Source organism: Streptomyces sp. NPDC000348 (genome assembly GCF_042898795.1).
Classification (GTDB): domain Bacteria; phylum Actinomycetota; class Actinomycetes; order Streptomycetales; family Streptomycetaceae; genus Streptomyces.
The window spans coordinates 13,837-38,463 of the sequence record NZ_JBIAZD010000021.1 but is presented as its reverse complement, the minus strand read 5'-3'; the positions used below and the strand labels follow the sequence as shown (position 1 = coordinate 38,463).

Here is a 24,627-nt window from a genome sequence, read left to right as displayed (position 1 = left end):
CGTGTGGCGACGAGCATACCGGCGTTCTCGGGATCTCGAATTCACAGCCGTGTACTAGACCACCAGCGTGAATCGCGTTGACTCCATTCACAAGAACTGTTCTCATTGGCCCCGCGAACGAGCGACCGTCGGCAGGCGGCGGTGGCCGCGTGGGGAGGGACACCGCCATGGGCATGAGGAGCAGGATCGCGCTGGGCGCCGTCGTGGGGATCGTCGTCATCGGCGCCGTCTCGGCGAACTCCGGCGACCCGGACGGCGGTTCCGGCGGCAAGGGCACCCCGGCGTCCGCGGAGCGGCGGTCCGGCGGCACGGAGCCGGAGGGCGCCGCGGACGCGAAGCCCGCCGAGGACAAGGGCGCCGAGAAGGCGTCCCAGGCCGAGCGGTTCAAGGCGTTCGCGCAGAAGAACGGGACGCCGCAGGAGAAGGAGGCGGTCTCGCACGTCACCAAGGTGCAGGGCGCGGACGAGCAGAACGACGTCCTCGACTCCGCCGACGTCCACACCGACTTCACCGGCGGGATCATGGGCGAGGGCACGGCCCCCGCCAAGCTCATCGCCTCCGTGTTCGCCGAATGGAAGCAGAGCGACAACGGCCTCGTCACCGTGTACGACGCCGAAGGCGAGATCATCGGCAACGGCAACTTCTAGGATTCCGTGCGGACGTCCACCCCGCGCCGCACCGCGCTCGCCGGCCCCGCCGGCCGTGGCGGCGAGGGCAGGGCGGACACCGGCGCACCACCGGGCCGACCCGCCCGGTCCGCTCAGCCGCCGCACTGCTCCAGCATCATGCGCTTGTCGGCCGGCGTCACCGGCATCTCGTACTTGACGGCGACCTGGGCGAAGCGGACCGCGTACGCGCACCGGATCGACTTGTCGGGCGGCAGCCAGGTCGCGGGCCCGGAATCGCCCTTGGCCGAGTTGGCCCGGCCCTCGACCGGGATCAGATTGAGGGTGTCGTTCGCCAGCCGCTCCCGCTTGGCCTCGGACCAGCGGGAGGCACCCATCTGCCAGCTGTAGGAGAGCGGCACGACGTGGTCGATCTGCACCTCGGCGGCCTCCTGCTTGCGCCACTCGATGGTGGTGCCGGTGTACGGGTCGGCCAGGGTCATCGACACGACCACGCAGTCGGAACCCTTACGGAACTCGACGTCCCGTCCATGAAGTTTCAGCAAGTCGTTCCGGGTGTCACAACCGTTCCTCGCCAGCGGTACCCCGTCCGCCGTGTCCATCCAGGCGTAGCCGAACTCGTCGCGGTCGTAGCCCGTTCTCGGTCCGCGGCCCTTGGTGGTCACCTTCGTGATGAGGTCGACGGCCTCGGCCCGGTCCGGCTCGCCGGTCACGGCCGCGAGGCCCGGTCCGGTGCCGTCGGGGTTGTCCAGCGGGCTGACGGCGCGCCCGTCGGAGGCGGCGCTCCCGGCTCCGTCGCCGGCCGGGGATCCCGCGTCCTGGACCGCCTCGCAGCCGGTGAGGAGAACCACCGCGGCGATCACCGCCGGCCCCGCGCCACCGACCCGTATGCCCCGTCGCCTGTCTCGCGTCACCGCACCCTCCCTCGCTCTTCCGGACTTCTGCCCCGCCGGGGCGGGCCGATCCCGATCTCACCGTAACGAGTGAGAGGGCCAGGCCAATTCGGTGCCATACGGGCATACGGGCATACGGCGCACAGCGCGCGTATCGTCGGCCCCGAGGCGCCTGCGGAAGGAGCCACCGCATGGGCGCCCGCGACACGCTCAGGAGCGACGAGGCGGCGCGCGACAAGGCCGAACGGGCCTCGGACACCGCCGAACGGAAGAGGGACGAGAGGACCGGCGGCACGCACGAGCAGCACATCGACACCGGACGACAGCGGGCCGGACGCCGGCTCGGCACGGACCGCGACCGTCCCGACCGGCCGTAGGGCCTCGCACCCCTCGGAGCCGTCCACGGCGGCCTCACGCCGTGGACGGCCCGCCGTCCGCGTCGGTGCCCCGTCAGGAACCCAGGACCGACGTCAGGAACTCCCCGACCCAGCCCAGCAGTTCCCGCCCGACCAGCGGCTTGCCGCCCACCTTCGCGGTCTTCGGGCGCGGGACCAGCACCTGGTGCGCGGCCGCCTTGATGACCGTGCCGGGGTACAGGCGCTTCAGGCGCAGTTCCTGGGACTCGCGCAACTCCACCGGCGCGAAGCGGATGTTGCTGCCCTGGAGCACGATCTCGCCGACGCCGCACGCGCGGGCCAGCATGCGCAACCCCGCCACCAGCAGCAGGTTCTCCACCGGTTCCGGCAACTTGCCGTAGCGGTCGACGAGTTCCTCGCGTACGGCCTTGACGTCCTCCTCCGAGTTCGCGGAGGCGATCGCCCGGTACGCCTGGAGGCGCAGCCGCTCGCCGGGCGCGTAGTCGTGCGGGACGTGCGCGTCGACGGGCAGCTCGATCTTGACCTCGAGCGGCGGCTCCTCCTCGATCTCGCCGGTCTCCAGCTGGCGCCGGTAGTCCGCGACGGCCTCGCCCACCATCCGCACGTACAGGTCGAAGCCGACGCCCGCGATGTGACCGGACTGCTCGCCGCCGAGGAGGTTGCCCGCGCCCCGGATCTCCAGGTCCTTCATCGCCACGTACATGCCCGCGCCCATCTCCGTGTGCTGGGCGATCGTGGCGAGACGCTCGTGCGCGGTCTCCGTCAGCGGCTTCTCCGGCGGGTACAGGAAGTAGGCGTAGCCGCGCTCGCGGCCGCGTCCCACCCGGCCGCGCAGCTGGTGCAGCTGGCTGAGGCCGAAGTTGTCGCCGCGCTCGACGATCAGGGTGTTGGCGTTGGAGATGTCGATGCCGGACTCGACGATCGTCGTCGACACCAGCACGTCGAACTTCTTCTCCCAGAAGTCGACGACGACCTGCTCCAGCGCCGACTCCGACATCTGGCCGTGGGCGGTGGCGATGCGCGCCTCGGGCACGATCTCCCGCAGCCGGGCCGCCGCCCGGTCGATCGACTCGACCCGGTTGTGGATGTAGAAGACCTGGCCCTCGCGCAGCAGTTCACGGCGGATGGCGGCGCCGATCTGCTTCTGCTCGTAGGGGCCGACGAAGGTGAGCACCGGGTGGCGCTCCTCCGGCGGGGTGGTGATCGTCGACATCTCGCGGATGCCGGTGACCGCCATCTCCAGGGTGCGCGGGATCGGCGTGGCGGACATGGTCAGCACGTCGACGTTGGCGCGCAGCTTCTTCAGCTGCTCCTTGTGCTCGACGCCGAAGCGCTGCTCCTCGTCGACGATGACCAGGCCGAGGTCCTTGAACCTGGTCTCGGAGGAGAACAGCCGGTGGGTGCCGATGACGACGTCCACCGAGCCCTCCCGCAGACCCTCCAGGACCGCCTTGGCCTCGGTGTCGGTCTGGAAGCGGGACAGCGCCTTCACGACCACCGGGAACTGCGCGTACCGCTCGCTGAACGTCCCGAAGTGCTGCTGCACCAGCAGCGTGGTGGGGACGAGCACGGCGACCTGCTTGCCGTCCTGTACGGCCTTGAAGGCGGCCCGGACCGCGATCTCGGTCTTGCCGTAGCCGACGTCGCCGCAGATCAGGCGGTCCATGGGGACCGACTTCTCCATGTCCTCCTTGACCTCGGCGATGGTGGTGAGCTGGTCGGGCGTCTCCGCGTACGGGAAGGCGTCCTCCAGCTCGCGCTGCCAGGGCGAGTCGGCGCCGAAGGCGTGGCCGGGGGCGGCCATGCGGGCGCTGTACAGCTTGATCAGGTCGGCGGCGATCTCCTTGACGGCCTTCTTGGCGCGTGCCTTGGTCTTGGTCCAGTCCGCGCCGCCGAGGCGGTGCAGGGTGGGCGCCTCGCCGCCGACGTACTTGGTGATCTGCTCGAGCTGGTCGGTGGGGATGTAGAGCCGGTCGCCGGGCTGGCCGCGCTTGGCGGGGGCGTACTCCACGACCAGGTACTCGCGGGTGGCGCCCTGCACGGTGCGCTGCACCATCTCGATGTAGCGGCCCACGCCGTGCTGCTCGTGGACGATGTGGTCGCCCGCCTCCAGGGTGAGCGGGTCGATGGTCTTGCGGCGCCGGGCCGGCATCCGCGCGCCCTCGCGGCCGGATGCCTTCTGGCCGGTCAGGTCGGTCTCGGTGAGCACGGCGAGCCCGAGCGCCGGGTCGACGAAGCCGTGGTCGATGCAGCCGCAGGCGACGTGCACCACGGACGGGGTGATCTCGCCGAGATCCGTGTCGAGCCGTGCGGCGATGCCCTCGCCGCCGAGCACCTCGACCGTGCGGGCGGCCGGACCGTGGCCCTCGGTGACGAACACCGTGCGCCAGCCGTCGGCGAGCCAGCCCTTGGTGTCGGCGAGCGCCCGCGCGGTGTCACCGCGGTAGGTCTCGGGGGCGTGCATGCCGAGCTTCAGGGTGTCCCCGTCCAGCTCCTCGCCGGCGGCGAACGGCGACACCGACCACCACATCATGCCCAGCTCGCGGGCCCGGTCGCGGACGTCCGCGAGGGACCACAGGGAGGCCGCGCCGACGTCGATGGGCGCCTCGCCGCCGCCGGCCGTGGCCGCCCAGGACGCCTGCAGGAACTCCTGGCTCGTGGCCACCAGGTCGGCGGCCCGGGTCCGCACCCGCTCCGGGTCGCAGACGACGGCCATGGCGCCCTCGGGCAGCACGTCCAGCAGCAGCTCCATGTCGTCGACGAGGACGGGGGCCAGGGACTCCATGCCCTCCACCGCGATCCCCTCGGCGATCTTCCCGAGCAGTTCGCCCAGCTCCGGGTGCTGCTCGGCGAGGGCCCGCGCACGGTCCCGTACGTCGTCGGTGAGCAGCAGCTCGCGGCACGGCGGGGCCCACAGGCCGTGCTCGGCGACCTCCAGGGAGCGCTGGTCGGCGACCTTGAAGTAGCGGATCTCCTCGACGTCGTCGCCCCAGAACTCCACCCGCAGGGGGTGTTCCTCGGTGGGCGGGAACACATCGAGGATGCCGCCGCGCACGGCGAACTCGCCGCGCTTCTCGACCAGCTCCACCCGCGCGTACGCGGCGGCGGCGAGGGCTTCGACGGTCTCGTTCAGGTCGGCGCTGTGGCCGGTGCGCAGGGACACCGGCTCCAGGTCGCCCAGGCCCTTGACCTGCGGCTGGAGCACCGAGCGCACGGGCGCGACGACGACGGAGACCGGGCCGGTCTCGGGGTCGTCCGGGCGGGGGTGGGCCAGGCGGCGCAGGACGGCGAGGCGGCGGCCGACGGTGTCGCTGCGGGGGCTGAGCCGCTCGTGCGGCAGCGTCTCCCAGGACGGGTACTCCACGATCCCCTCGGGCGGGAGCAGGGAGCGCAGGGCCGCCGCCAGGTCCTCCGCCTCGCGTCCCGTCGCCGTCACCGCCAGCACGGGGCGGCCGGTGTCACGGGCCAGGGCGGCGACCGCGAGGGGCCGGGCCGCGGGCGGGCCGACCAGGTCGACGTGCGTGCGGTTGCCGTCGGCGGCCGCGGCGATCGCTTCGGCGAGGGCGGTGTCCTTGACGACGGCGTCGAGCAGACCGTGCAGGCTCATTCGGGGCGCTTTCCGTCCGGGGGTGTGCAACACGACGGGCCCGACGCGCGCGGCGGGCCGGGGGTGTCCAGCGTACGTCGCTGCGCGGGCGGGCGCGGGGGGCTGTGGACAACGTCCGCCGACCGGTGGGCGGTGCCGGTGCCGGCCCTCCAGGGGGCGGATCCCTCTGGACGGGCCTCGTCCTCGGACGCCGGACGGGCCGGTCGTACGCACCCGGCGCCGGAGAGTCCTCCGCGGACTCCCCGGCGCCGGGTGTCTCCCCCGCAACCCCCGTGTGCGGTGGCTAATCGGTGGCGATGGCGTTCAGGACGTTCATGCGGCCCGCCCGGAACGCCGGGACCAGCGCGGCGAACAGGCCCACGAAGGCCGAGCCGAGGAAGACGCCGATGATCGTCGGCCACGGGATGTCGAGGACCTTCAGGCCCTCCAGGGCGAGCAGCTGCTGGGCGGTCGCGCCCCAGCCCATGCCCAGTCCGAGGCCGAGCAGCGCGCCGAAGAGGGCGATCACGACCGACTCCATGCGGATCATGCGGCGCAGCTGCCGGCGCGAGAGGCCGATGGCCCGCATCAGGCCGATCTCCCGGGTGCGCTCCACCACCGACAGGGCCAGGGTGTTCACCACACCGAGGACCGCGACGACGATCGCCAGGGCCAGCAGACCGTAGATCATGTTCAGCAGCTGGCCGATCTGGTCCTTCAGCGCCTCCTTGTAGTCGCTCTGGTCGCGCACCGTGTACTGCGGGTAGTCGTGCAGCGCGTCCTTCAGCGCCGTGTACGCGGCGTCGGTCCGCCCGTCCTTCGCCGAGGCGAAGACCAGGGTGTCCAGCGGCATCCTGTCGGCCGGGACGTACGCGGCGAGGGTGTCGATGGACGTGTACATCGCGCCCGCGTCGACGACGGCCTCGCTGCTGGTGATCGCCCGGACCGTCAGCGTGCCCGTCCCGCCGTCCTTGAACGCGATCTCGATCTTCGAGCCGAGCTCGATGCCGTGGTCCTTCGCGAAGTCCTCGTGGACGGACATCGAGTCGGGCTCGTAGGCGTCGCCGAGCTCTCCCGCGACCGTCTCGACCCGCAGGTCGGTCGCGTACGTCGGGTCGGCCGCCGTGATCGCCGTGTCCTTCAGCGTCCTGCCGTCGGGCGTGGTGAAGTCGGCCTCGGTCCACTTGTACTCGGTGACCCGGTCCACCTCGGGCGCCTTCTTCACGGCCGCGACGGCCTGCGGGGTGATCAGCTGGCCGCTGTCGGACTGGATGATGAAGTCCGTGCCGACGGTCTTGTCGAGTTCGTCGGTGGCGGACGCCACCATGGAGGAGCCGACCACGGACAGGCACGCCACCAGCGCCAGACCGATCATCAGCGCGGCGCCCGTGGCGCCGGTGCGGCGCGGGTTGCGCAGGGCGTTGCGCTCGGCCATGCGGCCCACGGGGCCGAAGGCGCGCAGCAGGACCGCGCCGAGAACCCGCACCACACCGCCGGCCAGCACCGGGCCGACGACGACGAAGCCGATCAGGGACAGCACCACGCCCAGGCCCAGCCACAGGGAGCCGTCGGTGGCCTTGTCGGCCGTTCCCGCCAGGTAGAGGCAGGCCCCGCCGGCGCCGGTGAGGACCAGACCGATCCCGCCGCGGATCCAGCCGGCCTTGGCGTCCGCCGGGGTGCCGGCGTCGCGCAGCGCGGCCATCGGGGAGATCCTCCCCGCCCGCCGGGCGGGCAGGTAGGCGGCGAGCACGGTGACGACGACGCCGAGGAGCAGCCCGAGCGCCGGGGTCGTCCAGGCCACCGTGAGGTCGTCCGTGGACAGCTCCATGCCCATCATGCCCATGAGCTCCATCAGCCCGACCGCGAGTCCGACGCCCGCGCCGACCCCGAGGACCGAACCGAAGACGCCCAGCAGCAGCGCCTCGACCAGCACCGAACGATTGACCTGCCGGCGGGACGAGCCGATCGCCCGCATCAGGCCGATCTCCCGGGTGCGCTGGGCGACCAGCATGGAGAAGGTGTTGATGATCAGGAAGATGCCGACGAGGAAGGCGACTCCGGCGAAACCGAGCATCGCGTACTTCATGACGTTCATGAACTCGCCGACGCTCTTCTGGTTGGCCTCGGCGGTCTCCTCCGCGGTCAGCACCTTGTAGTCGCCGCCGAGCGCGGCCACGACGTTCTTCTTCAGCTGCGCGTCGCTGACGCCGGCCGCGGCGGTGACGTTGACGTTGGTGTAGACGCCGCCCTCGCCGACCAGGGTCCGCTGCGCGGTCTCCGTGTCCAGGTAGAACATCGCGGCACCGGGGTTGGTGACGGTGAAGTCGGCGATGCCGGAGACCTTCGCGGTGTGCGTGCCGACGGCGCTGATGACGCCGATCTCGTCACCGAGCCTCAGGTCGTGCTTGTCGGCGGTGTCGGCGTCGACCATGATCTGGCCGGCGCCCTCGGGCGCGGCACCGGAGGTGATCTCCATGGTGCGGGCGTCGTTGCCGTTCCAGCTGCCGACGATGGTCGGGCCGCCGCTGGTCGGCGAGAGGCTGTCCTTGTCGCCGTCGACGACGGTCACCGAGGTGGAGAACACCGTGCCCTCGGCCGACTTCACCCCGTCCGCGCCCTTGACCTCGTCGAGCACGGAGGCCGGTATCACCGGCGGCCTGCCGTTGTCGGAGGTCGTCTCGCCGCTGTCGGAGGCGTCCTCGGAGCTGACCGTGACGTCCGACGACGTGGCCGCGAACAGCTTGTCGAACGTCGTGTTCATGGTGTCCGTGAACACCAGCGTTCCGCAGACGAACGCCACCGACAGCAGCACCGCCACCGCCGACAGCGCCATGCGTCCCTTGTGCGCGAGAAAGTTGCGCATCGAGGTCTTCAGGACGGTCATGACGTGCGCCCCCGGGCGTCGAAGTCCTTCATGCGGTCCAGGACCTGCTCGGCGGTCGGCTGGTGCATCTCGTCGACGATGCGGCCGTCGGCGAGGTAGAGCACCCGGTCCGCGTAGGAGGCGGCCACCGGGTCGTGGGTGACCATCACGATGGTCTGGCCCAGCTCGTCCACCGAGCGGCGCAGGAAGCCGAGCACCTCGGCGCCGGCGCGGGAGTCGAGGTTCCCGGTCGGCTCGTCACCGAAGATGATCTCCGGCCGGGCCGCCAGCGCCCGCGCCACCGCGACCCGCTGCTGCTGGCCGCCGGACAGCTGCGTCGGCCGGTGCCTGAGCCGCTCCGCCAGTCCGACGGTCTCCACCACCCGGTCCAGCCACGCCTTGTCGGGCCTGCGGCCGGCGATGTCCATGGGCAGCGTGATGTTCTCGATCGCGTTCAGCGTCGGCAGCAGGTTGAACGCCTGGAAGATGAAGCCGATCCGGTCCCGGCGCAGCTGTGTGAGCTTCTTGTCCTTCAGGCCGGTGATCTCGGTGTCGTCCAGATAGATCTGACCGCCGGTGACGGTGTCGAGCCCGGCGAGGCAGTGCATCAGCGTGGACTTGCCGGACCCCGAAGGGCCCATGATCGCGGTGAACCGGCCGCGGTCGATGTCCACGTCGACGTGGTCGAGGGCGACGACACGGGTCTCACCCGACCCGTACGCCTTCACGACCTGCCGCGCCCGCGCGGCAACGGCCGTCCTCCCTCCCGCCACCCGGCCGCCACCCCTCATCGAGGCGCTTCGCGCCACACCTTCGGAATCGCCCCCGTGCCCGGGAATGGTCACAGCCGATGTCACGGTAAGTCTCCTATGTCGGTCAACAAGTGAAAGCGGTGCCCCGGCGCCCGCCCGTGGTACCCGGCGGCCGCTCCGTGCGTGTCCGTGCGACGTGCTTCAGTCTGGCGGCCGGCAGGGGTCCCGCGCCCTGGTGTTCAGCGCAGTCTTCTACTGAGGAAAACCCCACCCCCGCCGGTGCGCCTGCCGCCCCCCAGCGGCGTAAGACCAGGTTAAGGACGGCCCCCGCCCCGTCTCGTCCTCCGCCGGTACGAACCCTCCCCGACCCGTAGTACGGAGGTACCCCTAAGGGCTCTCCTCCGACGGGTGGACACCGTCTCGGGGTCACTCCCCCTGTCGGCCCACCGGGGCTCCGCCCTCCCGCGGCCCGAAACGGGAGGCGGTCGCGCGAAGTGCGCCGTCGAGGGGTGCCGGTCGAACGCCGGACGGGGCGGATGCGAAGCTGTGCCGCGCAGACAGGTGCAAGGGGCACTCAACCGCGAGGAAGGGACTCCGGGTGGACGGCACCAGACCGGTGACACACGACAGCGGACGATCCGCCGCGACCGGGCGGCGCGGAGCCGTCGTCGCCGCGCTGATGCTCGCGATGGCCCTGGCGGCACTCGACTCCACCGTCGTGTCCACGGCCGTCCCGCAGATCGTCGGCGACCTGGGCGGCTTCTCCTCCTTCTCCTGGCTCTTCTCCGGCTACCTGCTGGCCGTGACGGTCACCCTCCCCGTCTACGGCAAGCTCTCCGACACCTTCGGCCGCAAACCGGTCCTCGTCGCGGGCGCCGCGCTGTTCCTGCTGGGCTCGCTGCTGTGCGCCGCGGCCTGGAACATGGCCTCGCTCATCGCGTTCCGTGTCGTGCAGGGGCTGGGTGGCGGCGCGCTCCAGGGCACGGTGCAGACCCTCGCCGCCGACCTGTACCCGCTCCAGGAACGCCCGAGGATCCAGGCCCGCCTCTCCACCGTGTGGGCCCTCTCCGCGGTGGCCGGCCCCGGCCTCGGCGGACTGCTCGCCTCCTACGCCGACTGGCGCTGGATCTTCCTCGTCAACCTGCCCGTCGGCACGGTGGCGTTGTGGCTGATCGTCCGTCACCTCCACGAACCGCCGCGGGAGAACGCCCGCCCCGCGCGCGTGGACTGGGCGGGCGCGGTCGCGGTCTTCGCCTGCGGGGGCGTCCTCCTCACCGCGCTCGTGCAGGGCGGGATCGCCTGGCCGTGGCTGTCCGCCCCCTCGCTCGCCCTGTTCGCGGCGGGAGCCGCCCTCCTGGCGGTCGTGGTGGTGGCGGAACGCCGTGCGGCGGAGCCGATCATCCCCGGCTGGGTGTGGCGCCGCCGTACGATCGCCGCCGTCAACCTGGCCCTCGGCGCCCTGGGCCTGCTGATGGTGGCCCCCACGGTCTTCCTGCCCACCTACGCCCAGTCCGTCCTCGGTCTCGCCCCGGTGGCCGCCGGATTCGTCCTCTCCGTGTGGACGCTGTCCTGGCCGGTGTCGGCCGCCCTCAGCCAGCACGTGTACCGCCGCATCGGCTTCCGCGACACCGCCATGCTCGGCATCGGCACGGCCGCGCTCGTCCTCTTCGCGTTCCCCTTCCTGCCCTATCCCGGCGAGGCGTGGCAGCCGGCCCTGCTGATGCTGCTGCTGGGCGCGGCCCTCGGCCTGTTCCAGCTGCCCCTGATCATCGGGGTGCAGTCGTCGGTGGAATGGGCGGAACGCGGTACGGCGACCGGCTCGATCCTCTTCTGCCGGCAGACCGGCCAGACCGTCGGCGCGGCCCTCTTCGGCGCGGTCGCCAACGGCGTCCTGGCCGCGCGCCTCGGCGGCGCCCACGACCTGGACTCCGTCACCCGCGGCCTGGACGCGGGCGCCGTCCCCGAGACGACCCGCCGGGCCGTCGCGGACGCCGTGCACACCGTCTACCTGGGAGCGGGGTGCGCGGCGGCCCTGGCGTTCCTGGTCCTGCTGGTCCTCGCGCCGCGCACGTTCCCGGTGCTCAAGGACTGACCGGCCCCGCACCCCGCACGGCCCCTGCCGCACCCCGCACGGCCCTTCCCGCACCGGCCGCGGCAAGGGCGCGCGCCCACCGCCGGGTCACTCCACGGCCCGGCCCGTCAGCGCGCTGAGGCCGGCGCACACCTGGTCCAGCTGCGCCTGCAGCTCCTCCCGCGTCCCGGCGTGCTCGCGCAGCACCCGCTCGGTCTCCCGCGCGACGCCCTCCGCGCGGGCACGCGCCCCGGCGAGCAGCTCCGCCGCCCGCTCCCGCGCCTCCTCCGCGCAGCGCCGCGCCGCCTCCTCCGCGTCGGCGAAGACCTGCCGCGCCTCGGCCAGCAGACGCTCGGCACCCTCCTCCGCCTCCGCGTGCCGGGCCTCCAGCGCGGCCACCCGCGCGGCCTCCTCCCGGGCCACCGCGTCCAGCCGTTCCGCCTGCGCCCCGGCCGCCTCGGCGAGCATCCCGGAGGTGCGCTCCCGCATCTCCCGCAGCACCGCCAGCGTCCGCGCGCGCCGCTCCTTCACCTCGAGCCGGGCCTCGACCCGGATCCGGTCGGCCTCCGCGCGGGCCGCCAGCAGCACCTCCCCGGCGTGTTCGTCCGCCTCGGCGCGCACGGTCCCGGCGTGCGCCCGCGCGGCCTCCCGCACGCCGGCTGCGTCGTCCTCCGCCAGGTCCGTCACGTCCCGCGCGTACTGCCGCGCCGACTCCCGCACGGCCGCCGCCTCCTCCCGGGCCAGCTCGAACAGCCGCCTGGCGCTCTCCCCGAGCGACTCGTACGTCTGCGGCGCCAGCCCTGCCACCCGCACCCGCAGCAGTGCCAGCTCCTCCTCCATCTCCCGGGCGAGGACGGTGAGCCGCGCGGCCCGCTCCCAGGCGGCGTCACGACGATTCGAGAGGGCCTCGACGTACGCGATCACCTGCAAGGGACGGTAGCCACGCCCCCGTACGACCTCGAAGCCCTGCGACGACACCGATGCGCTGCTCACCCTGGAACCCCTCTCCACCGACGGACACGAAGCCCAGCACGAAAGACCGAGCACGAAATGGGATGAATCGCGCACATCTTGGTGGATGACACGGAAGTGTTCATAACGCGACACTCCGCGAGGAGGGCACGCAAAAGCCGGGCCCGGTCGTCCTGACGACCGGGCCCGGCTCCTCGCGCCACACGGGGTTCAGCCGCGACGGCTCACAGCAACCCGTCCCACATCTGCTCCAGCAGCACCGACCACCAGCTCTCCGGCGAACCCAGCGCCGCCGGGTCCAGCGCGGCCAACTGCGCCTGGAAGTCCACCGTCCAGCGGCCCGCCTGCTCCTGGTTCAGCCCGAACCTCAGCCGCCACATCCGACCCAGCAGCGCCAGACAGCGCACGAACTCCGGCAGACCGGTGTTCACGAACTGCGGCGCGACCGGCGCCCCGCCCGGCCCGGGCTCCACCGGCACCGCGACGATGTTCGCCGTGCCGTACTGCACACAGATCGCCTTGCCGAAGTCGCTCCCCATCACCAGGTACGACCCCGCGTCCGAGGCCGGCTGCACACCCCGCTCCAGCGCCAGCTCCGCCAGCGTCGGCACCGGCCGGCCCGGCTGGGCCTGCGCCCAGAAGAACGGGCCCATGTCCAGCGGCAGCCCCGCCACCACCAGGGTGTGCGCCACGACCGGCGGCACGCCCTGCCGGGACACCGCCGCCTGCTCGAACCGGAACACGCCCGGCCCGAACGCCCCCGCCAGCTCCTGCGCGACGGCCTCCGGCGGAACCGGCGGCGCGGGCTGCACCGGCGGAATCGGCGCACGCACCGGCGCGGGACGCGCCGGACCGTCCGCCACCTGGTGCAACTCACCCTGGTGGGCGAGCAGCTGCCCCATGCCCTGCTGCCGGCTCGCGTGATCCGTGCCGTACGGGGCGATGGACGTGATCCGCGCCTGCGGCCACTGCTCACGGATCATCCGCGCGCAGTAGGCACCCGGCAGCTCGCACGACTCCAGCTCGGTGTGCAGCTCCAGCACCTGGCCCGGCGGCACGTTCATGGCGCGCAGCTCGTGGAAGATCTGCCACTCCGGGTGCGGCGTGCCCGGCGCCGAACGCCGGATCAGCTGCTGCTCCGAACCGTCCTGCGCGCGGTAGCGCAGCACGGCCTGGTAACCGGGGCCGACGGTCGGCAGACCGGCGGGCGGCTGCGGATAGCCGTACGCCGGCGGCTGCCCCGGCACGGGGACACCGGGCGGAGGCGTGCCGGGGGGCATCCCGCCCGGCGGCATCGGCGGAGCACCGCCGGGCATTCCCGGGGGCGCCGGGGGCGGAGGCGCACCGGGCCCGCCCACCGGCGGCGCGGCCAGCACGGTCTCCGCGTGATGCACGGGCCCGCGCCCGCCCGTACCGGGCGGACCAGGAGGCAACGGAACACCGGGAGCACCCGGCACACCGGGCGGACCAGGAGGCAACGGAACACCGGGAGCACCCGGCACACCAGGCGGACCAGGAGGCTGAGGAGCACCCGGCACACCAGGCGGACCAGGAGGCTGGGGAGCACCCGGCACACCAGGCGGACCAGGAGGCTGGGGAGCGCCGGGGGCACCGGGAACACCCGGAACGCCAGGCGGTCCCGGAGGCTGGGGCGTACCCGGCCCGCCCGGGCCGGCGAGCATCGTCGCCGCGTGGTGGACAGCACCGGGCGGCGGAGGCGGGGCCGGCGTCCCGGGCGGCGGGGTCGAACCATCCTGCGCCCCCGGCCCGTCGGGGCCGAGCGACGACACCATCTGCGTCGGCACGTACCCGCCCGCCGGAGCGGACGGCGGCGGAGGCGTGCCGCCCGGACGCGCACCCGGAGCGCCCGGGGCGCCCGGCGGAGGCGGGGGCGTCGCACCCGGGCCGCGCCGCGGGGGCGGAGCCGCCTTGCTGGTCGCGGCGTCCGCGATGTCCCCCGCGTTCGGCGCGAGCGGCCGCTCCGGCACACCCGGACCGGCCGACGGGGGCGCGGGCGCCCCACCGGGCACGGGCGGCGGCGTACCCGGCGCCCCCTGCGGCGCGCCCGGATCCCGGACCGCCGGCGCCACAGCCGTCGGCGGAAGCCCGCTGCCGCCCGACATCAGCGCCGTCTTCGCCTCCGGCGGAGCCGCGGACGGCGGAGCGTCGTCGCCGGACTCGCTCAACTGCGACGCGAACACGGTCTCCGGCAACGGCACGGAACGGTCCTCACCGGCATCGGCGTTGGTGTCCGTACCCGCCCACGGAGTCGCCCCGGCCGGCACACCGGCCCCCGCCCGGGAACCACTCCCCCCGGCGGCGGGCCACCCGGCACCGCTCCCCGCACCGGCAGCCGTACCCGACCCAGGAGCCCCCGCACCGGAACCGGCCCCCGAAGACCCGGCCGTCGCATCCGCCGGCCCCGGAGCGGAACCCGCGGACGAGGCCGAAGCCGCACCCCCGGCGGACGCGCCCGAACCCTCCCCGCGCCGATCCGGAATCCCCAGCCGGTCCGCCGCCTCCTGCAACCACTCCGGCGGACTCAACAAGAACGACGTCTGGTTCAGATCCACCCGCTCCGCCGGCGCCGGCGCCGGCTCGGGCGCCGAGTCGTCACGGCCGTACTCCTCCTCGTACCGGCGGATCACCTCACCCACCGGCAGCGCCGGCCACAGCGTCGCCTCACCACTGTCACGGGCGATCACCAGCCGCTGCGCGCCCCCGTCCGAACGGGGCCCGTCCGCACGGTCCTCCGCCCACACCACGAACCCGAGGTCGAACTCCCGCACCCGCACCTCACGATGCTGATACGCCGGCACCTCCCCGTTGACCCACTCCTCCGCACGCTCCTGCGCCTGCGCGAACGTCACCATCGCCGAAGCTCACTCCCCCGCGGAAGAAACCGGAACGGCACGCGCGAACCCGCCGTCCACCATCAGATTCGCCACCGTCTCCAGCTCCGGCGGGGACCCCGCCAGCCGGGACAGGAACACATCGAAATCGTCCCCGCACGACAGCAGCAGCCGCTCCACCCGCTCGGCCGGCGGCCACGACGGATCCACGTCCCGCGCGTCGTCGTACGCGCAGAACCACACCGAACCCTGCCGCTCACCCCGCACCTTCACGGCCAGCAGACCCCCCTGCACGAAACCGACGCACAGATAGTCCTTCGTCAGATGGTCACGCAGACACTTGTTCACGTACACCAGATCATTGACCGCCGCCTCGTCCCGCACCGTGAAGAACGGCTGGTCCACCAACAGCCCCAGCTCCGCGTCCAACGCCGTGCCCACCGGCGCGCACCCACCCGCCGCCTTCAAGAACGACCGGTACGCGCCCGGCAGCCGGTACCCGAGATCCTCCTCGACCCCCAGCACCTGCGACTCCGTCACCGCCACACCCGACTTCGGCAGCCCGAAATGCGCCGGACGCGTCTCCTGCAACGGCCGCGTGCCCCGCTTCTCATGGTCCACCGCCGACGTCGCCACCCCACCGTGATGCCGCAGCAGCGCCTTCACCTCCACCGGCACCAACTCCAGCCGCCGCGACCCCACCACGTGATGCCACGTCCAGCCGTGCGGCGTCGCCACCGCCGGCACCGTGTCCCACAACTCGTGCCCGCTCGCCGCCAGCGCCGCGTTCGCCGACACGTAGTCCGTCAGCCGCAACTCGTCCACGCCGAAACCCTCCGGCGGCTCCGCCACCTCCGCGGCCGCACGCGCGTAGGGCGAGAAATCGGGGTAACCACGCTCGTCCACCCGCACCCCCCTCGGGTGACGCGCCGCCCGCACCGGATCCGGGAAGTGCACGACCTGCCCGGCATAGGCCGCGTTCGGCGGCACGGCCTTCTGCCCGAGCCGACCTGTCGTCATGGCGGTTGCCCCCTGCGGCACTCTGTACGTCCCGCACCGCCCACCTTCGGACCACTACGGAACGTGTTCGACTGTCACGTCTGTCTCGACTGCTCACCGCCAGACCCCCACGGCGCCCGCACGCACCGGCACGCGGATCACCGCACGGATCGCGGTGCCGACAGCCTATGCGGTACGACTCCACCGGTCACCGGCACCGGCCCCCACCCCTCCGCTTCCGTGACCAGCCGTCACCCTCCCGTGACAGCCCGCCCAAACCCGGGCGTGTCACCCCGCCCCAGCTTCCGCATCGCCCACCCCGTTTGGCACTCTGTGACCTCCGGGTGGACGCCCGGGAGGGGATGATGATCATGAACGTGACGCAGACGGGGCCGCACAGCCGCCCATCCGGCAACCCTCGCCCCGGTGACCCCCGCATCGGCTGGAGCGCCACCGAAACCCCCCACACCCCCACCCTCCAGCACCGCCGCGACGGCATCCTCCCCACCATCGCCGCAGCCCTCTCCGTCCGCGGCACCACCCTCACCTGCACCGCCGCCCGCGGCGACACACCCCCCGCCCTCCACCCCCTCGTCCAGGACTTCCTCGACACCCTCACCAGCGACCAACGCGACCGCTTCACCGGCCGCTGCGCCGAAACCATCCTCATCTCACGGCACATCACCACCGCCGACGCCGCACGCAGCAAACGCGCCGCACGCAGACCCATGACCAACGGCGAAGCACGCAGAACCCTCAAACACGCCAAACTCACCACCCGCCACATCCGCGAGGACGGCGACCCCCTCCACGGCGCCTACGCCACCCCCTGCCGCGCCTGCACCGCCCTCACCGCCCACTTCGGCGTCCGCATGGTCGACCCCGCCACCCACGGCTGACCCCGGCCCCACACCCCACAACCCAGACGAACAAAGGGCAGATGCACACCGACCGCACCTCCACCACCCGCTTCGCCGTACCCGTCGACGCGGCCCTGCGCACCGCCGGCTGGCGACCCGGACGCTGGGACATCAAACAAGCGGAGATCTGGGCCGACACCCTCCGCGACCACACCTCACCCGCCGGACACCGCCACAGCGTCTTCCCCGCCGCCGTCGAAGCCTGGGCCGAATTCGGCGGACTCCACATCAACCCCACCGGCCCCGGCCGCCAGATCGCCCCCGCGACCCTCCACCTCGACCCCCTCCACGGCCTCCACATGGCCCGCACCCTCGGCGACCTCGGCCGCGCCCTCGACACCGAGGTCTCCCCCCTCGGCACCGAGACCACCACCCGGGCACTCCTCGCCATCGACGCCCAGGGCCGCGCCTACGCCCTCGACCACACCGGCGACTGGTACCTCGGCCCCGACATCGACCACGCCCTCGCCACCCTCGTCTCCGGCATACAACCCGCACGCCTCACCACCGGCTGACCACCACCGGCAACCGCACTACGACGCCGGAATCACCGCCGACACCCGGAAACCCCCCGCATCCGTCGGCCCCGACACGAACACCCCACCCAGCGCCGACACCCGCTCCCTCATCCCCACCAGACCATTGCCCCCCGACGGCAACCCCGCCGACGACGCCACCTCCGGCGGCGGCGGCTCGTTCTCCACCTGCATCGCGATCTCCGACACCCGATGCGCAAGACGCACATACGTCTTCGCACCCGCCGCATGCTTGTGCACGTTCGTCAACGCCTCCTGCACCACCCGGTACGCCGTCGACTCCACCTCCCGCGCATACGACCGGACCTCCCCCACCACCGACAGGTCCACCACCATCCCCGCGGCCGCCGACTGCCCCACCAGCTCATCGAGCTCCGACAGACACGGCCCCTCCCCCTCCTCCACAGCCCGGGACGCCGCAGCCGCCGCAGCCGCCCCCACCGCCGCCAACGGCACCGACGCCCGCTCCCGCCGCTGCTCCCCGACCCCACCGGACCGCAGCACCCCGAGCATCTCCCGCAGCTCCGTCAACGCCTGCCGCCCCATGTCCCCCACCAGAGCGGCGTTCCGCACCGCCTTCTCCGGATCCTTCCGCGCCACCGCCTGAAGCGCGGCGGCATGCACCACCATCAGACTCACCCGGTGCGCCACCACGTCGTGCATCTCACGGGCGATCCGCGTCCGCTCCTCGTTCCGCGCCCACTCCGCCCGCTCCTCGGCCCGCTCCGCCAGCAACTGGAGCTCCCGCTCCAGACTGTCCGCCCGCTCCCGCAGACTCTCCATCAACCGCCGCCGCGCCCCCACGTACAACCCCAGCAACAACGGCGGCGCCGTCATCCCCAACGCCGTCGTGATCGACGCGAACGGCACCAGCCAGTCACCGACGTCCACGTCCTCCTTCGCGAGGTCCTGCCGCATCCGCACGAACATCACGACGAGCACGCCCACCAACTGCATCCCGGCCAGCGAACCGATGATCCGCCGCGGCACCTCGGACGCCGCCAGCGAATACAGGCCGACCACACCCATGAGGAAGCCCATCGCCGCCGGCGTCACCGCGACCGCCACCAGCACCACCGCGATCGGCCACTTCCGCCGCACCAGCAGCACCGCACCGGCCAGCAGACCGAAGACGACCCCCACGGCCGCCGGGATCCCCGCCTCCCGCGCGAACGGGACCCCCTCCAGCCCGCACTCCAGCGCGGACACCACCGCGAGCCCCACATCCAGCACGGCACCACGCCGTCTGTCCCACCACCACGGCCCTCCCCGGGCCGTCACACGCTCTTCCCCCGTCGTGGTCATGCGTCCAGCCTACGGGCGGGCAGCGCCGCTTTTCCGGCGAGTTTCCACGTCCGGACCACACCACAGGGGGTGACCGTTCGGCTGCGGTACGGCCCGAAATCCCTCGAACTGCTGAATCGGACACCGTTCGAGGGGGGAACCGACCATTCCGCCCGGACGGTATGCGCGTGACACACGCACCCGGCAAATACGCCGACTTCGAGAGGTTGCGGGAACAGGCGGTCGCCCTGCGACGGGCGGGCCACAGCCTCCGCCAGATCCGCGACGAGCTGAAGATCTACAACAACGACATCCTCAACCAGCTGGTGAAGGGGGAGCCTCCGCCGGCCTGGACGAAACGCTCGCGAGCGAAGGACGACCTACGGGAGAAGGCGCGGGAGCTACGACTTCAGGGCTGGACATATGACCAGATCGAGGCCGAGCTGGGCTGTTCGAAGGGCTCGATCTCGCTGTGGGTCCGGGATCTACCCAAGCCGGAACGCAAGCGCACTTCTGAGGAAGCCGCAGCCATCGCACGCAAGGGCTGGGAAGCGAGGTTGCGTGTCCGGGACGAGGAGCGGGAGCGCGTCAAGGCGGACGCCGCCGAGGAGATCGGCGAGCTCACCGACAGGGACCTATTCGTGGCTGGCGTCGCCCTGTATTGGGCCGAGGGCCAGAAGAGCAAGCCGTACAGCCGCCGCGAGGCCGTCATTTTCGTCAACAGCGACCCCGGCGTGATTCAAGTCTACCTGGCCTGGCTCAACCTGCTGGGCGTACATCGCGAGCGCTTGCGTTTCCGCGTCATGATCCACGAGACCGCTGACGTGAGCGCCGCCGAGCAGTACTGGGCCGACCTCGTCGGCGTCGCCCGGGAGTCCCTTCAAGCCACCACCCTGAAGAAACACAATCCCAAGACTGTCCGCAAGAACGTTGGCGACTCGTATCGCGGCTGCCTCGTGATCCGAGTCCTACAAGGTGCCGACTTGTACCGTCGCATCGAGGGCTGGTGGTGCGGCATAGTAGGTGCCGCAACCTCAACGGACTGACAAATTGTCCGTTTTGGTCCGCTATACACTCCCCTGTGGTGTAATTGGCAACACGGGTCACTTTGGATGATTTGTTCCAGGTTCGAGTCCTGGCAGGGGAGCCAACAGGCAAGCATGAGAGCGGGCCCTGACATTTCCGTCAGGGCCCGCTCTCATGCCTCCCTCACAAACACCCCCGGTATCCTGCGGATGTCACCCCCTCCCCCATCACAGCCGAAGGGCATCCCGTGAGCACCAGTCGCCCGGCAGCCGTCGTCGTTCTCGCAGCGGGTGAGGGCACCCGTATGAAGTCGGCCACACCGAAGGTCCTCCACGACATCTGTGGCCGTTCCCTGGTGGGTCATGTGCTTGCCGCAGCCGGTGAGCTGGAGCCCGAGCACCTGGTCGTCGTCGTGGGCCACGCCCGCGAGAAGGTGACCGCGCACCTCGCGGAGATCGCCCCGGCCGTGCGTACCGCCGTGCAGGCGGAGCAGAACGGTACCGGGCACGCCGTGCGGATGGGGCTGGAGGAGCTGGGTGGCTCCGTGGACGGGACCGTGGTCGTCGTATGCGGTGACACCCCGTTGCTGACCGGTGAGACGCTGCGGCGGTTGTCCGACACCCACGTCTCGGACGGCAACGCGGTGACGGTGCTGACGGCCGAGGTGCCGGACGCGACCGGTTACGGGCGGATCGTGCGGGACGACGGCGGTGCGGTCACGGCGATCGTGGAGCACAAGGACGCGTCGGACGCGCAGCGGGCGATCCGGGAGATCAACTCGGGTGTGTTCGCGTTCGACGGGGCGTTGCTGGCGGACGCGTTGAAGAAGGTGCGTACGGACAACAGTCAGGGTGAGGAGTACCTGACGGACGTGCTCGGGATCCTGCGTGAGGCGGGGCACCGGGTGGGTGCCTCGGTGGCGGGGGATCACCGGGAGATCGCGGGGATCAACAACCGGGTGCAGCTCTCCGAGGCGCGGCGGATCCTCAACGACCGTCTGCTGACCGCCGCCATGCTGTCGGGTGTCACGGTGATCGATCCGGCGACGACGTGGGTCGATGTGGCGGTGACGTTCGAGCAGGACGTGGTGGTTCACCCGGGGACGCAGTTGCACGGGGCGACGCATCTCGCCGAGGGGTGTGAGGTGGGGCCGAACTCGCGGCTGACGGACACCCGTGTGGGTGCGGGGGCGCGGGTGGACAACGCGGTGGCGGTGGGTGCCGAGGTGGGTCCCGAGGCGAGTGTGGGGCCGTACGCGTATCTGCGTCCGGGGTCGCGGCTGGCGCGCAAGGCGAAGATCGGTACGTACGTGGAGACGAAGAACGCGTCGATCGGTGAGGGGACGAAGGTTCCGCATCTGTCGTATGTGGGTGATGCGACGATCGGCGAGTTTTCGAACATCGGTGCGGCGAGTGTGTTCGTCAATTACGACGGGCAGGACAAACATCACACGACGGTCGGGTCGCACTGCCGGACGGGTTCGGACAACATGTTTGTGGCGCCTGTCACGGTCGGGGACGGTGCTTATACGGCTGCCGGGTCGGTGATCACGAAGGATGTGCCGCCGGGTTCGCTGGCTGTGGCCCGTGGCCAGCAGCGGAACATCGAGGGTTGGGTGGCTCGTAAGCGTCCGGGGAGTGCCGCCGCGAAGGCGGCGGAGGCGGCGTCCCGGGAGCCGGCCGTCGAGGACTGACCGGATTCGGTCCTCTCGAACAGGGCGTACCGTGATAAGTGCACTTCCGCACCGCCACCAGCTGCGACACCTCTGAGGAGATTGTGCTGTGACCGGGATCAAGACGACCGGCGAGAAGAAGATGATGTTCTTCTCCGGCCGCGCCCACCCCGAGCTTGCCGAGGAGGTCGCCCAACAGCTGGATGTCGGGGTCGTGCCGACGAAGGCCTTCGACTTCGCCAATGGCGAGATCTACGTGCGATATCAGGAGTCGGCGCGTGGTGCCGATTGTTTCCTGATCCAGAGCCACACCGCTCCGATCAACAAGTGGATCATGGAGCAGTTGATCATGATCGACGCGCTGAAGCGTGCGTCGGCCAGGTCCATCACGGTCATCGTGCCGTTCTACGGTTACGCGCGGCAGGACAAGAAGCACCGGGGTCGTGAACCGATTTCGGCGCGTCTGATCGCGGATCTGATGAAGACGGCGGGTGCGGACCGGCTGCTGGCCGTGGATCTGCACACGGACCAGATCCAGGGTTTCTTCGACGGGCCGGTGGACCACCTGTTCGCGCTGCCGCTGCTCGCGGACTACGTGGGTGCGAAGGTGGACCGTTCGAAGCTGACGGTGGTGTCTCCGGACGCGGGCCGTGTGCGGGTGGCGGACCGTTGGTGCGACCGGCTGGGCGCGCCGCTGGCGATCGTGCACAAGCGCCGGGACAAGGACGTGGCGAACCAGGTCACGGTGCACGAGGTCGTCGGTGACGTGGAGGGCCGGATCTGCGTGCTGGTCGACGACATGATCGACACGGGTGGCACGATCTGTGCCGCGGCGGACGCGCTGTTCGCGCACGGTGCGGAGGACGTCATCGTGACGGCGACGCACGGTGTGCTGTCGGGTCCGGCCGCGGACCGGCTGAAGAACTCGCGGGTGAGTGAGTTCGTGTTCACGAACACGCTGCCGACGCCGGGTGAGCTGAGCGAGTCCCTGGACAAGATCAAGGTGCTGTCGATCGCGCCGACGATCGCGCGTGCGGCGCGTGAGGTGTTCCAGGACGGTTCGGTGACGAGCCTGTTCGACGAGCAGTAGGCGCGTGCGGTCCGTGCAGTAAGGGTTCTGCACCGGGTCCGCTGGTGATCGTTTTGGGTTCGGCCTCCTGGTCCGAGTAGACTGTCGAAGTTGCTCGGCGAGGGAGGCCGTACCGCTTTTTCAGGGCGGGTCCGGCGGTCCGTTATCGACGCGCTCTTCGTAGCAGGCCGTTCGTGGCCGGGTGACCACGTCCGTTTCTGACTTCGAGGAGTGACCATGTCCGAGGTGAAGATCTCCGCCGCGACGCGCACCGAGTTCGGCAAGGGTGCCGCGCGCCGTATCCGCCGTGACAACAAGGTTCCGGGTGTGCTGTACGGGCACGGTTCGGAACCGCTGCACCTGACCCTTCCGGGCCACGAGCTGCTGCTCGCGCTGCGTACGCCGAACGTGCTGATCGCGCTGGACATCGACGGCAAGTCGACCGAGCTGGCGATCCCGAAGTCCGTGCAGCGCGACCCGCTGAAGGGCTTCCTGGAGCACGTGGACCTGCTGCTGGTGAAGCGGGGCGAGACCGTCCAGGTCGAGATCCCGGTGCAGACCGAGGGTGAGCTGGCCCCGGGCGGCTACCTGCTGGAGCACGTGCTGGCCGCGCTGCCGGTCGAGGCCGAGGCCACGCACATCCCGGAGAGCGTGACCGTCTCCGTCGAGGGTCTGGAGGCCGGTGCCTCCATCCTCGCCAAGGACATCACCCTCCCGAAGGGCACCAAGCTGGCCGTCGACGAGGACGCGGTCGTCATCCAGGTGCTGGCCGCGCAGGCCGAGGAGGCGCCCGCCGAGGGTGCCGAGGGCGAGGGCGCCGAGGCCGCCGAGGCCTGATCCTCGTTCCGAGTCGTCGTTTCGTCGGCCGCTGTTCCCGTACGGGGCAGCGGCCGACGCGTATGAAGGAGACATGGACGTGACGACGGATGCGGCGGCCGGTGCGGCGGGTCCCTGGCTGATCGTGGGGCTGGGCAATCCGGGGCCGGAGTACGCGATGAACCGCCACAACGTGGGGTTCATGGTGGCGGATCTGCTGGCGGAGCGGATCGGGGGCCGGTTCAAGCGGGCCGGCAAGGCCCAGGCGCAGGTGGTGGAGGGGCGGATCGGGCCGCCGGGTCCTGCCGGCCGGCGGGTGGTCCTGGCGAAGCCGATGTCGTACATGAATCTGTCGGGCGGGCCGGTGAACGCGCTGCGGGAGTTCTACAAGGTGCCGGCGGCGAACGTGGTGGCGGTCCATGACGAGCTGGACATCGACTACGGGACGCTGCGGCTGAAGCTGGGCGGCGGGGACAACGGTCACAACGGGCTGAAGTCGCTGACGAAGGCGTTCGGGCGGGACTACCACCGGGTGCGGTTCGGGATCGGGCGGCCGCCGGGGCGGATGCAGGTGGCGGACTTCGTGCTGAAGGACTTCTCGTCGGCGGAGCGCAAGGAGCTGGGCTACTTCGTGGACCGGGCGGCGGACGCGGTGGAGTGTCTGGTGATCGAGGGACTGGAGCGGGCGCAGGGCACCTACAACTCGTGAGGTGCCGAGGGGTGCGTCGGTCGGCTTGTCCCCCCGGCCGGGGCAAGCTGGGGTCCACCCGAGTTGACCGGACGCGAGGTCATGGCCAAGGATCTCGGCCATGTCTCCTGCGGTCCGCTCCTCCCCTGGCTCCTCCGCCCTGCGGTTCGGCCGGTTCGCGGCGATGGGCACGGTCGCCGCGCTGATCCTGGTCGCGGGTGTGTGGGCGTCGTGGGGCACGGCGCAGCACGCGATGCTGACGAAGGGGCGCGAGCGCGGCACGGTGGCGGTGACGCGGTGCGGCGCGACGACGTGCACGGGGCCGTACACACCGCTGTCGCCGGGGTCGCAGCCGCGCGCGGAGGTCGTGCTGGAGAACTCGGTGGCCGTGGCGGAGGGGCGGACGTACCCGGTGGTGCTGAAGCCGGGCGGTACGGACGCCGTCCGCTCGGGTCCCGCCGGGATCCTCTACGCCTGGGTTCCGCTGGGCGGCGCGCTGCTGCTCGCGTCGGTCGTCGTGGCCGGCGGTCTGCTGCGGACGCGGGCGGCGTGGGTGCTGGCGCTGTCGGGGACGGCGCTGCTGACGGCGGCCTTCCTGACGGTCTGAGAACACGACGAAGGGGTG

The 24,627-nt window shown here is 71.7% G+C and carries 19 protein-coding genes and 1 tRNA gene; 12 read left to right on the top strand and 8 right to left on the bottom strand.

What is annotated here, in order from left to right; translation table 11 throughout:
- The first annotated feature begins 167 nt into the window (after positions 1–167).
- Complete coding sequence (locus ACFY3N_RS30920; protein WP_390820092.1) at positions 168–647, top strand: hypothetical protein; 480 nt, start codon at positions 168–170, stop codon at positions 645–647.
- 113 nt (positions 648–760) lie between these two features.
- Here ACFY3N_RS30920 and ACFY3N_RS30915 read toward each other — a convergent pair whose 3' ends face one another.
- A complete protein-coding gene (locus tag ACFY3N_RS30915) occupies positions 761–1,540 on the bottom strand; it encodes an HNH endonuclease family protein (protein WP_390820091.1) in 780 nt (259 codons plus the stop codon).
- Positions 1,541–1,710: 170 nt separating this feature from the next.
- Here ACFY3N_RS30915 and ACFY3N_RS30910 point away from each other — a divergent pair, with 170 nt between their 5' ends.
- Entirely contained in the window at positions 1,711–1,896 is a 186-nt protein-coding gene (locus ACFY3N_RS30910; protein WP_390820090.1) for an antitoxin, read from the top strand.
- Between the two features lie 73 nt (positions 1,897–1,969).
- Here ACFY3N_RS30910 and mfd read toward each other — a convergent pair whose 3' ends face one another.
- From mfd to ACFY3N_RS30895, 3 genes are all read right to left on the bottom strand, one after another.
- Entirely contained in the window at positions 1,970–5,503 is a 3,534-nt protein-coding gene (gene mfd / locus ACFY3N_RS30905) for a transcription-repair coupling factor (RefSeq protein ID WP_390820089.1), read from the bottom strand.
- 283 nt (positions 5,504–5,786) lie between these two features.
- On the bottom strand, positions 5,787–8,366 hold the full coding sequence (locus tag ACFY3N_RS30900; protein WP_390820088.1) for an ABC transporter permease: 2,580 nt from the start codon (positions 8,364–8,366) through the stop codon (positions 5,787–5,789).
- Positions 8,363–9,202 carry an ABC transporter ATP-binding protein gene (locus tag ACFY3N_RS30895; RefSeq protein ID WP_390820087.1) on the bottom strand — a complete coding sequence of 280 codons (840 nt, stop codon included), beginning with the start codon at positions 9,200–9,202 and terminating at the stop codon, positions 8,363–8,365. Before ACFY3N_RS30895 ends, ACFY3N_RS30900 begins: the two co-directional genes overlap by 4 nt.
- A gap of 493 nt (positions 9,203–9,695) precedes the next feature.
- Between ACFY3N_RS30895 and ACFY3N_RS30890 the strand changes: the two genes are divergently transcribed.
- Positions 9,696–11,189, top strand: coding sequence for an MFS transporter (locus ACFY3N_RS30890; protein ID WP_390820086.1), 1,494 nt, complete (start codon positions 9,696–9,698; stop codon positions 11,187–11,189).
- 87 nt (positions 11,190–11,276) lie between these two features.
- On the opposite strand, the gene ACFY3N_RS30885 is transcribed toward ACFY3N_RS30890, so the two are convergent.
- The 3 genes from ACFY3N_RS30885 to ACFY3N_RS30875 form a co-directional block, all read right to left on the bottom strand.
- A complete protein-coding gene (locus ACFY3N_RS30885) occupies positions 11,277–12,161 on the bottom strand; it encodes a cellulose-binding protein (protein WP_390820085.1) in 885 nt (294 codons plus the stop codon).
- 203 nt (positions 12,162–12,364) lie between these two features.
- On the bottom strand, positions 12,365–15,013 hold the full coding sequence (locus tag ACFY3N_RS30880) for an SUKH-4 family immunity protein (RefSeq protein WP_390820084.1): 2,649 nt from the start codon (positions 15,011–15,013) through the stop codon (positions 12,365–12,367).
- Between the two features lie 9 nt (positions 15,014–15,022).
- Positions 15,023–16,012 (bottom strand): SMI1/KNR4 family protein, encoded by a 990-nt coding sequence (locus ACFY3N_RS30875; RefSeq protein ID WP_390820162.1) that lies wholly within the window; start codon positions 16,010–16,012, stop codon positions 15,023–15,025.
- Positions 16,013–16,353: 341 nt separating this feature from the next.
- Between ACFY3N_RS30875 and ACFY3N_RS30870 the strand changes: the two genes are divergently transcribed.
- The gene (locus tag ACFY3N_RS30870; protein WP_390820083.1) at positions 16,354–16,890 is read left to right on the top strand and encodes a YwqJ-related putative deaminase; all 537 of its coding nucleotides are present in this window, start codon (positions 16,354–16,356) and stop codon (positions 16,888–16,890) included.
- A gap of 41 nt (positions 16,891–16,931) precedes the next feature.
- The gene (locus ACFY3N_RS30865; RefSeq protein WP_390820082.1) at positions 16,932–17,426 is read left to right on the top strand and encodes an SUKH-3 domain-containing protein; all 495 of its coding nucleotides are present in this window, start codon (positions 16,932–16,934) and stop codon (positions 17,424–17,426) included.
- An 18-nt stretch (positions 17,427–17,444) separates the two neighbouring features.
- Here ACFY3N_RS30865 and ACFY3N_RS30860 read toward each other — a convergent pair whose 3' ends face one another.
- Positions 17,445–18,752, bottom strand: a complete 1,308-nt coding sequence (locus ACFY3N_RS30860; RefSeq protein ID WP_390820081.1) for a sensor histidine kinase — start codon at positions 18,750–18,752, stop codon at positions 17,445–17,447.
- A 167-nt stretch (positions 18,753–18,919) separates the two neighbouring features.
- Here ACFY3N_RS30860 and ACFY3N_RS30855 point away from each other — a divergent pair, with 167 nt between their 5' ends.
- From ACFY3N_RS30855 to ACFY3N_RS30825, 7 genes are all read left to right on the top strand, one after another.
- On the top strand, positions 18,920–19,777 hold the full coding sequence (locus ACFY3N_RS30855) for a hypothetical protein (protein ID WP_390820080.1): 858 nt from the start codon (positions 18,920–18,922) through the stop codon (positions 19,775–19,777).
- Between the two features lie 29 nt (positions 19,778–19,806).
- Positions 19,807–19,881: transfer RNA gene (locus tag ACFY3N_RS30850), tRNA-Gln, on the top strand.
- Between the two features lie 123 nt (positions 19,882–20,004).
- Complete coding sequence (gene glmU / locus ACFY3N_RS30845) at positions 20,005–21,450, top strand: bifunctional UDP-N-acetylglucosamine diphosphorylase/glucosamine-1-phosphate N-acetyltransferase GlmU (RefSeq protein ID WP_390820079.1); 1,446 nt, start codon at positions 20,005–20,007, stop codon at positions 21,448–21,450.
- An 88-nt stretch (positions 21,451–21,538) separates the two neighbouring features.
- Complete coding sequence (locus ACFY3N_RS30840; RefSeq protein WP_085575173.1) at positions 21,539–22,519, top strand: ribose-phosphate diphosphokinase; 981 nt, start codon at positions 21,539–21,541, stop codon at positions 22,517–22,519.
- 216 nt (positions 22,520–22,735) lie between these two features.
- Positions 22,736–23,335 carry a 50S ribosomal protein L25/general stress protein Ctc gene (locus ACFY3N_RS30835; protein WP_390820078.1) on the top strand — a complete coding sequence of 200 codons (600 nt, stop codon included), beginning with the start codon at positions 22,736–22,738 and terminating at the stop codon, positions 23,333–23,335.
- A 73-nt stretch (positions 23,336–23,408) separates the two neighbouring features.
- Positions 23,409–24,023 (top strand): aminoacyl-tRNA hydrolase, encoded by a 615-nt coding sequence (gene pth, locus ACFY3N_RS30830; protein ID WP_390820077.1) that lies wholly within the window; start codon positions 23,409–23,411, stop codon positions 24,021–24,023.
- Positions 24,024–24,123: 100 nt separating this feature from the next.
- The gene (locus tag ACFY3N_RS30825; RefSeq protein ID WP_390820076.1) at positions 24,124–24,609 is read left to right on the top strand and encodes a hypothetical protein; all 486 of its coding nucleotides are present in this window, start codon (positions 24,124–24,126) and stop codon (positions 24,607–24,609) included.
- The last annotated feature ends 18 nt before the right edge of the window (positions 24,610–24,627 follow it).

Bases quoted from the DNA above. Each gene is read 5' to 3' on its own strand.
- ACFY3N_RS30825 (WP_390820076.1), top strand. From the start codon at position 24,124: ATGTCTCCTGCGGTCCGCTCCTCCCCTGGCTCCTCCGCCCTGCGGTTC.
- ACFY3N_RS30920 (WP_390820092.1), top strand. From the start codon at position 168: ATGGGCATGAGGAGCAGGATCGCGCTGGGCGCCGTCGTGGGGATCGTC.
- ACFY3N_RS30910 (WP_390820090.1), top strand. From the start codon at position 1,711: ATGGGCGCCCGCGACACGCTCAGGAGCGACGAGGCGGCGCGCGACAAG.
- mfd (WP_390820089.1), bottom strand. From the start codon at position 5,503: ATGAGCCTGCACGGTCTGCTCGACGCCGTCGTCAAGGACACCGCCCTC.
- pth (WP_390820077.1), top strand. From the start codon at position 23,409: ATGGACGTGACGACGGATGCGGCGGCCGGTGCGGCGGGTCCCTGGCTG.
- ACFY3N_RS30875 (WP_390820162.1), bottom strand. From the start codon at position 16,012: ATGACGACAGGTCGGCTCGGGCAGAAGGCCGTGCCGCCGAACGCGGCC.
- ACFY3N_RS30835 (WP_390820078.1), top strand. From the start codon at position 22,736: ATGTCCGAGGTGAAGATCTCCGCCGCGACGCGCACCGAGTTCGGCAAG.
- ACFY3N_RS30860 (WP_390820081.1), bottom strand. From the start codon at position 18,752: ATGACCACGACGGGGGAAGAGCGTGTGACGGCCCGGGGAGGGCCGTGG.
- ACFY3N_RS30870 (WP_390820083.1), top strand. From the start codon at position 16,354: ATGATGATCATGAACGTGACGCAGACGGGGCCGCACAGCCGCCCATCC.
- ACFY3N_RS30880 (WP_390820084.1), bottom strand. From the start codon at position 15,013: ATGGTGACGTTCGCGCAGGCGCAGGAGCGTGCGGAGGAGTGGGTCAAC.
- ACFY3N_RS30900 (WP_390820088.1), bottom strand. From the start codon at position 8,366: ATGACCGTCCTGAAGACCTCGATGCGCAACTTTCTCGCGCACAAGGGA.
- ACFY3N_RS30865 (WP_390820082.1), top strand. From the start codon at position 16,932: ATGCACACCGACCGCACCTCCACCACCCGCTTCGCCGTACCCGTCGAC.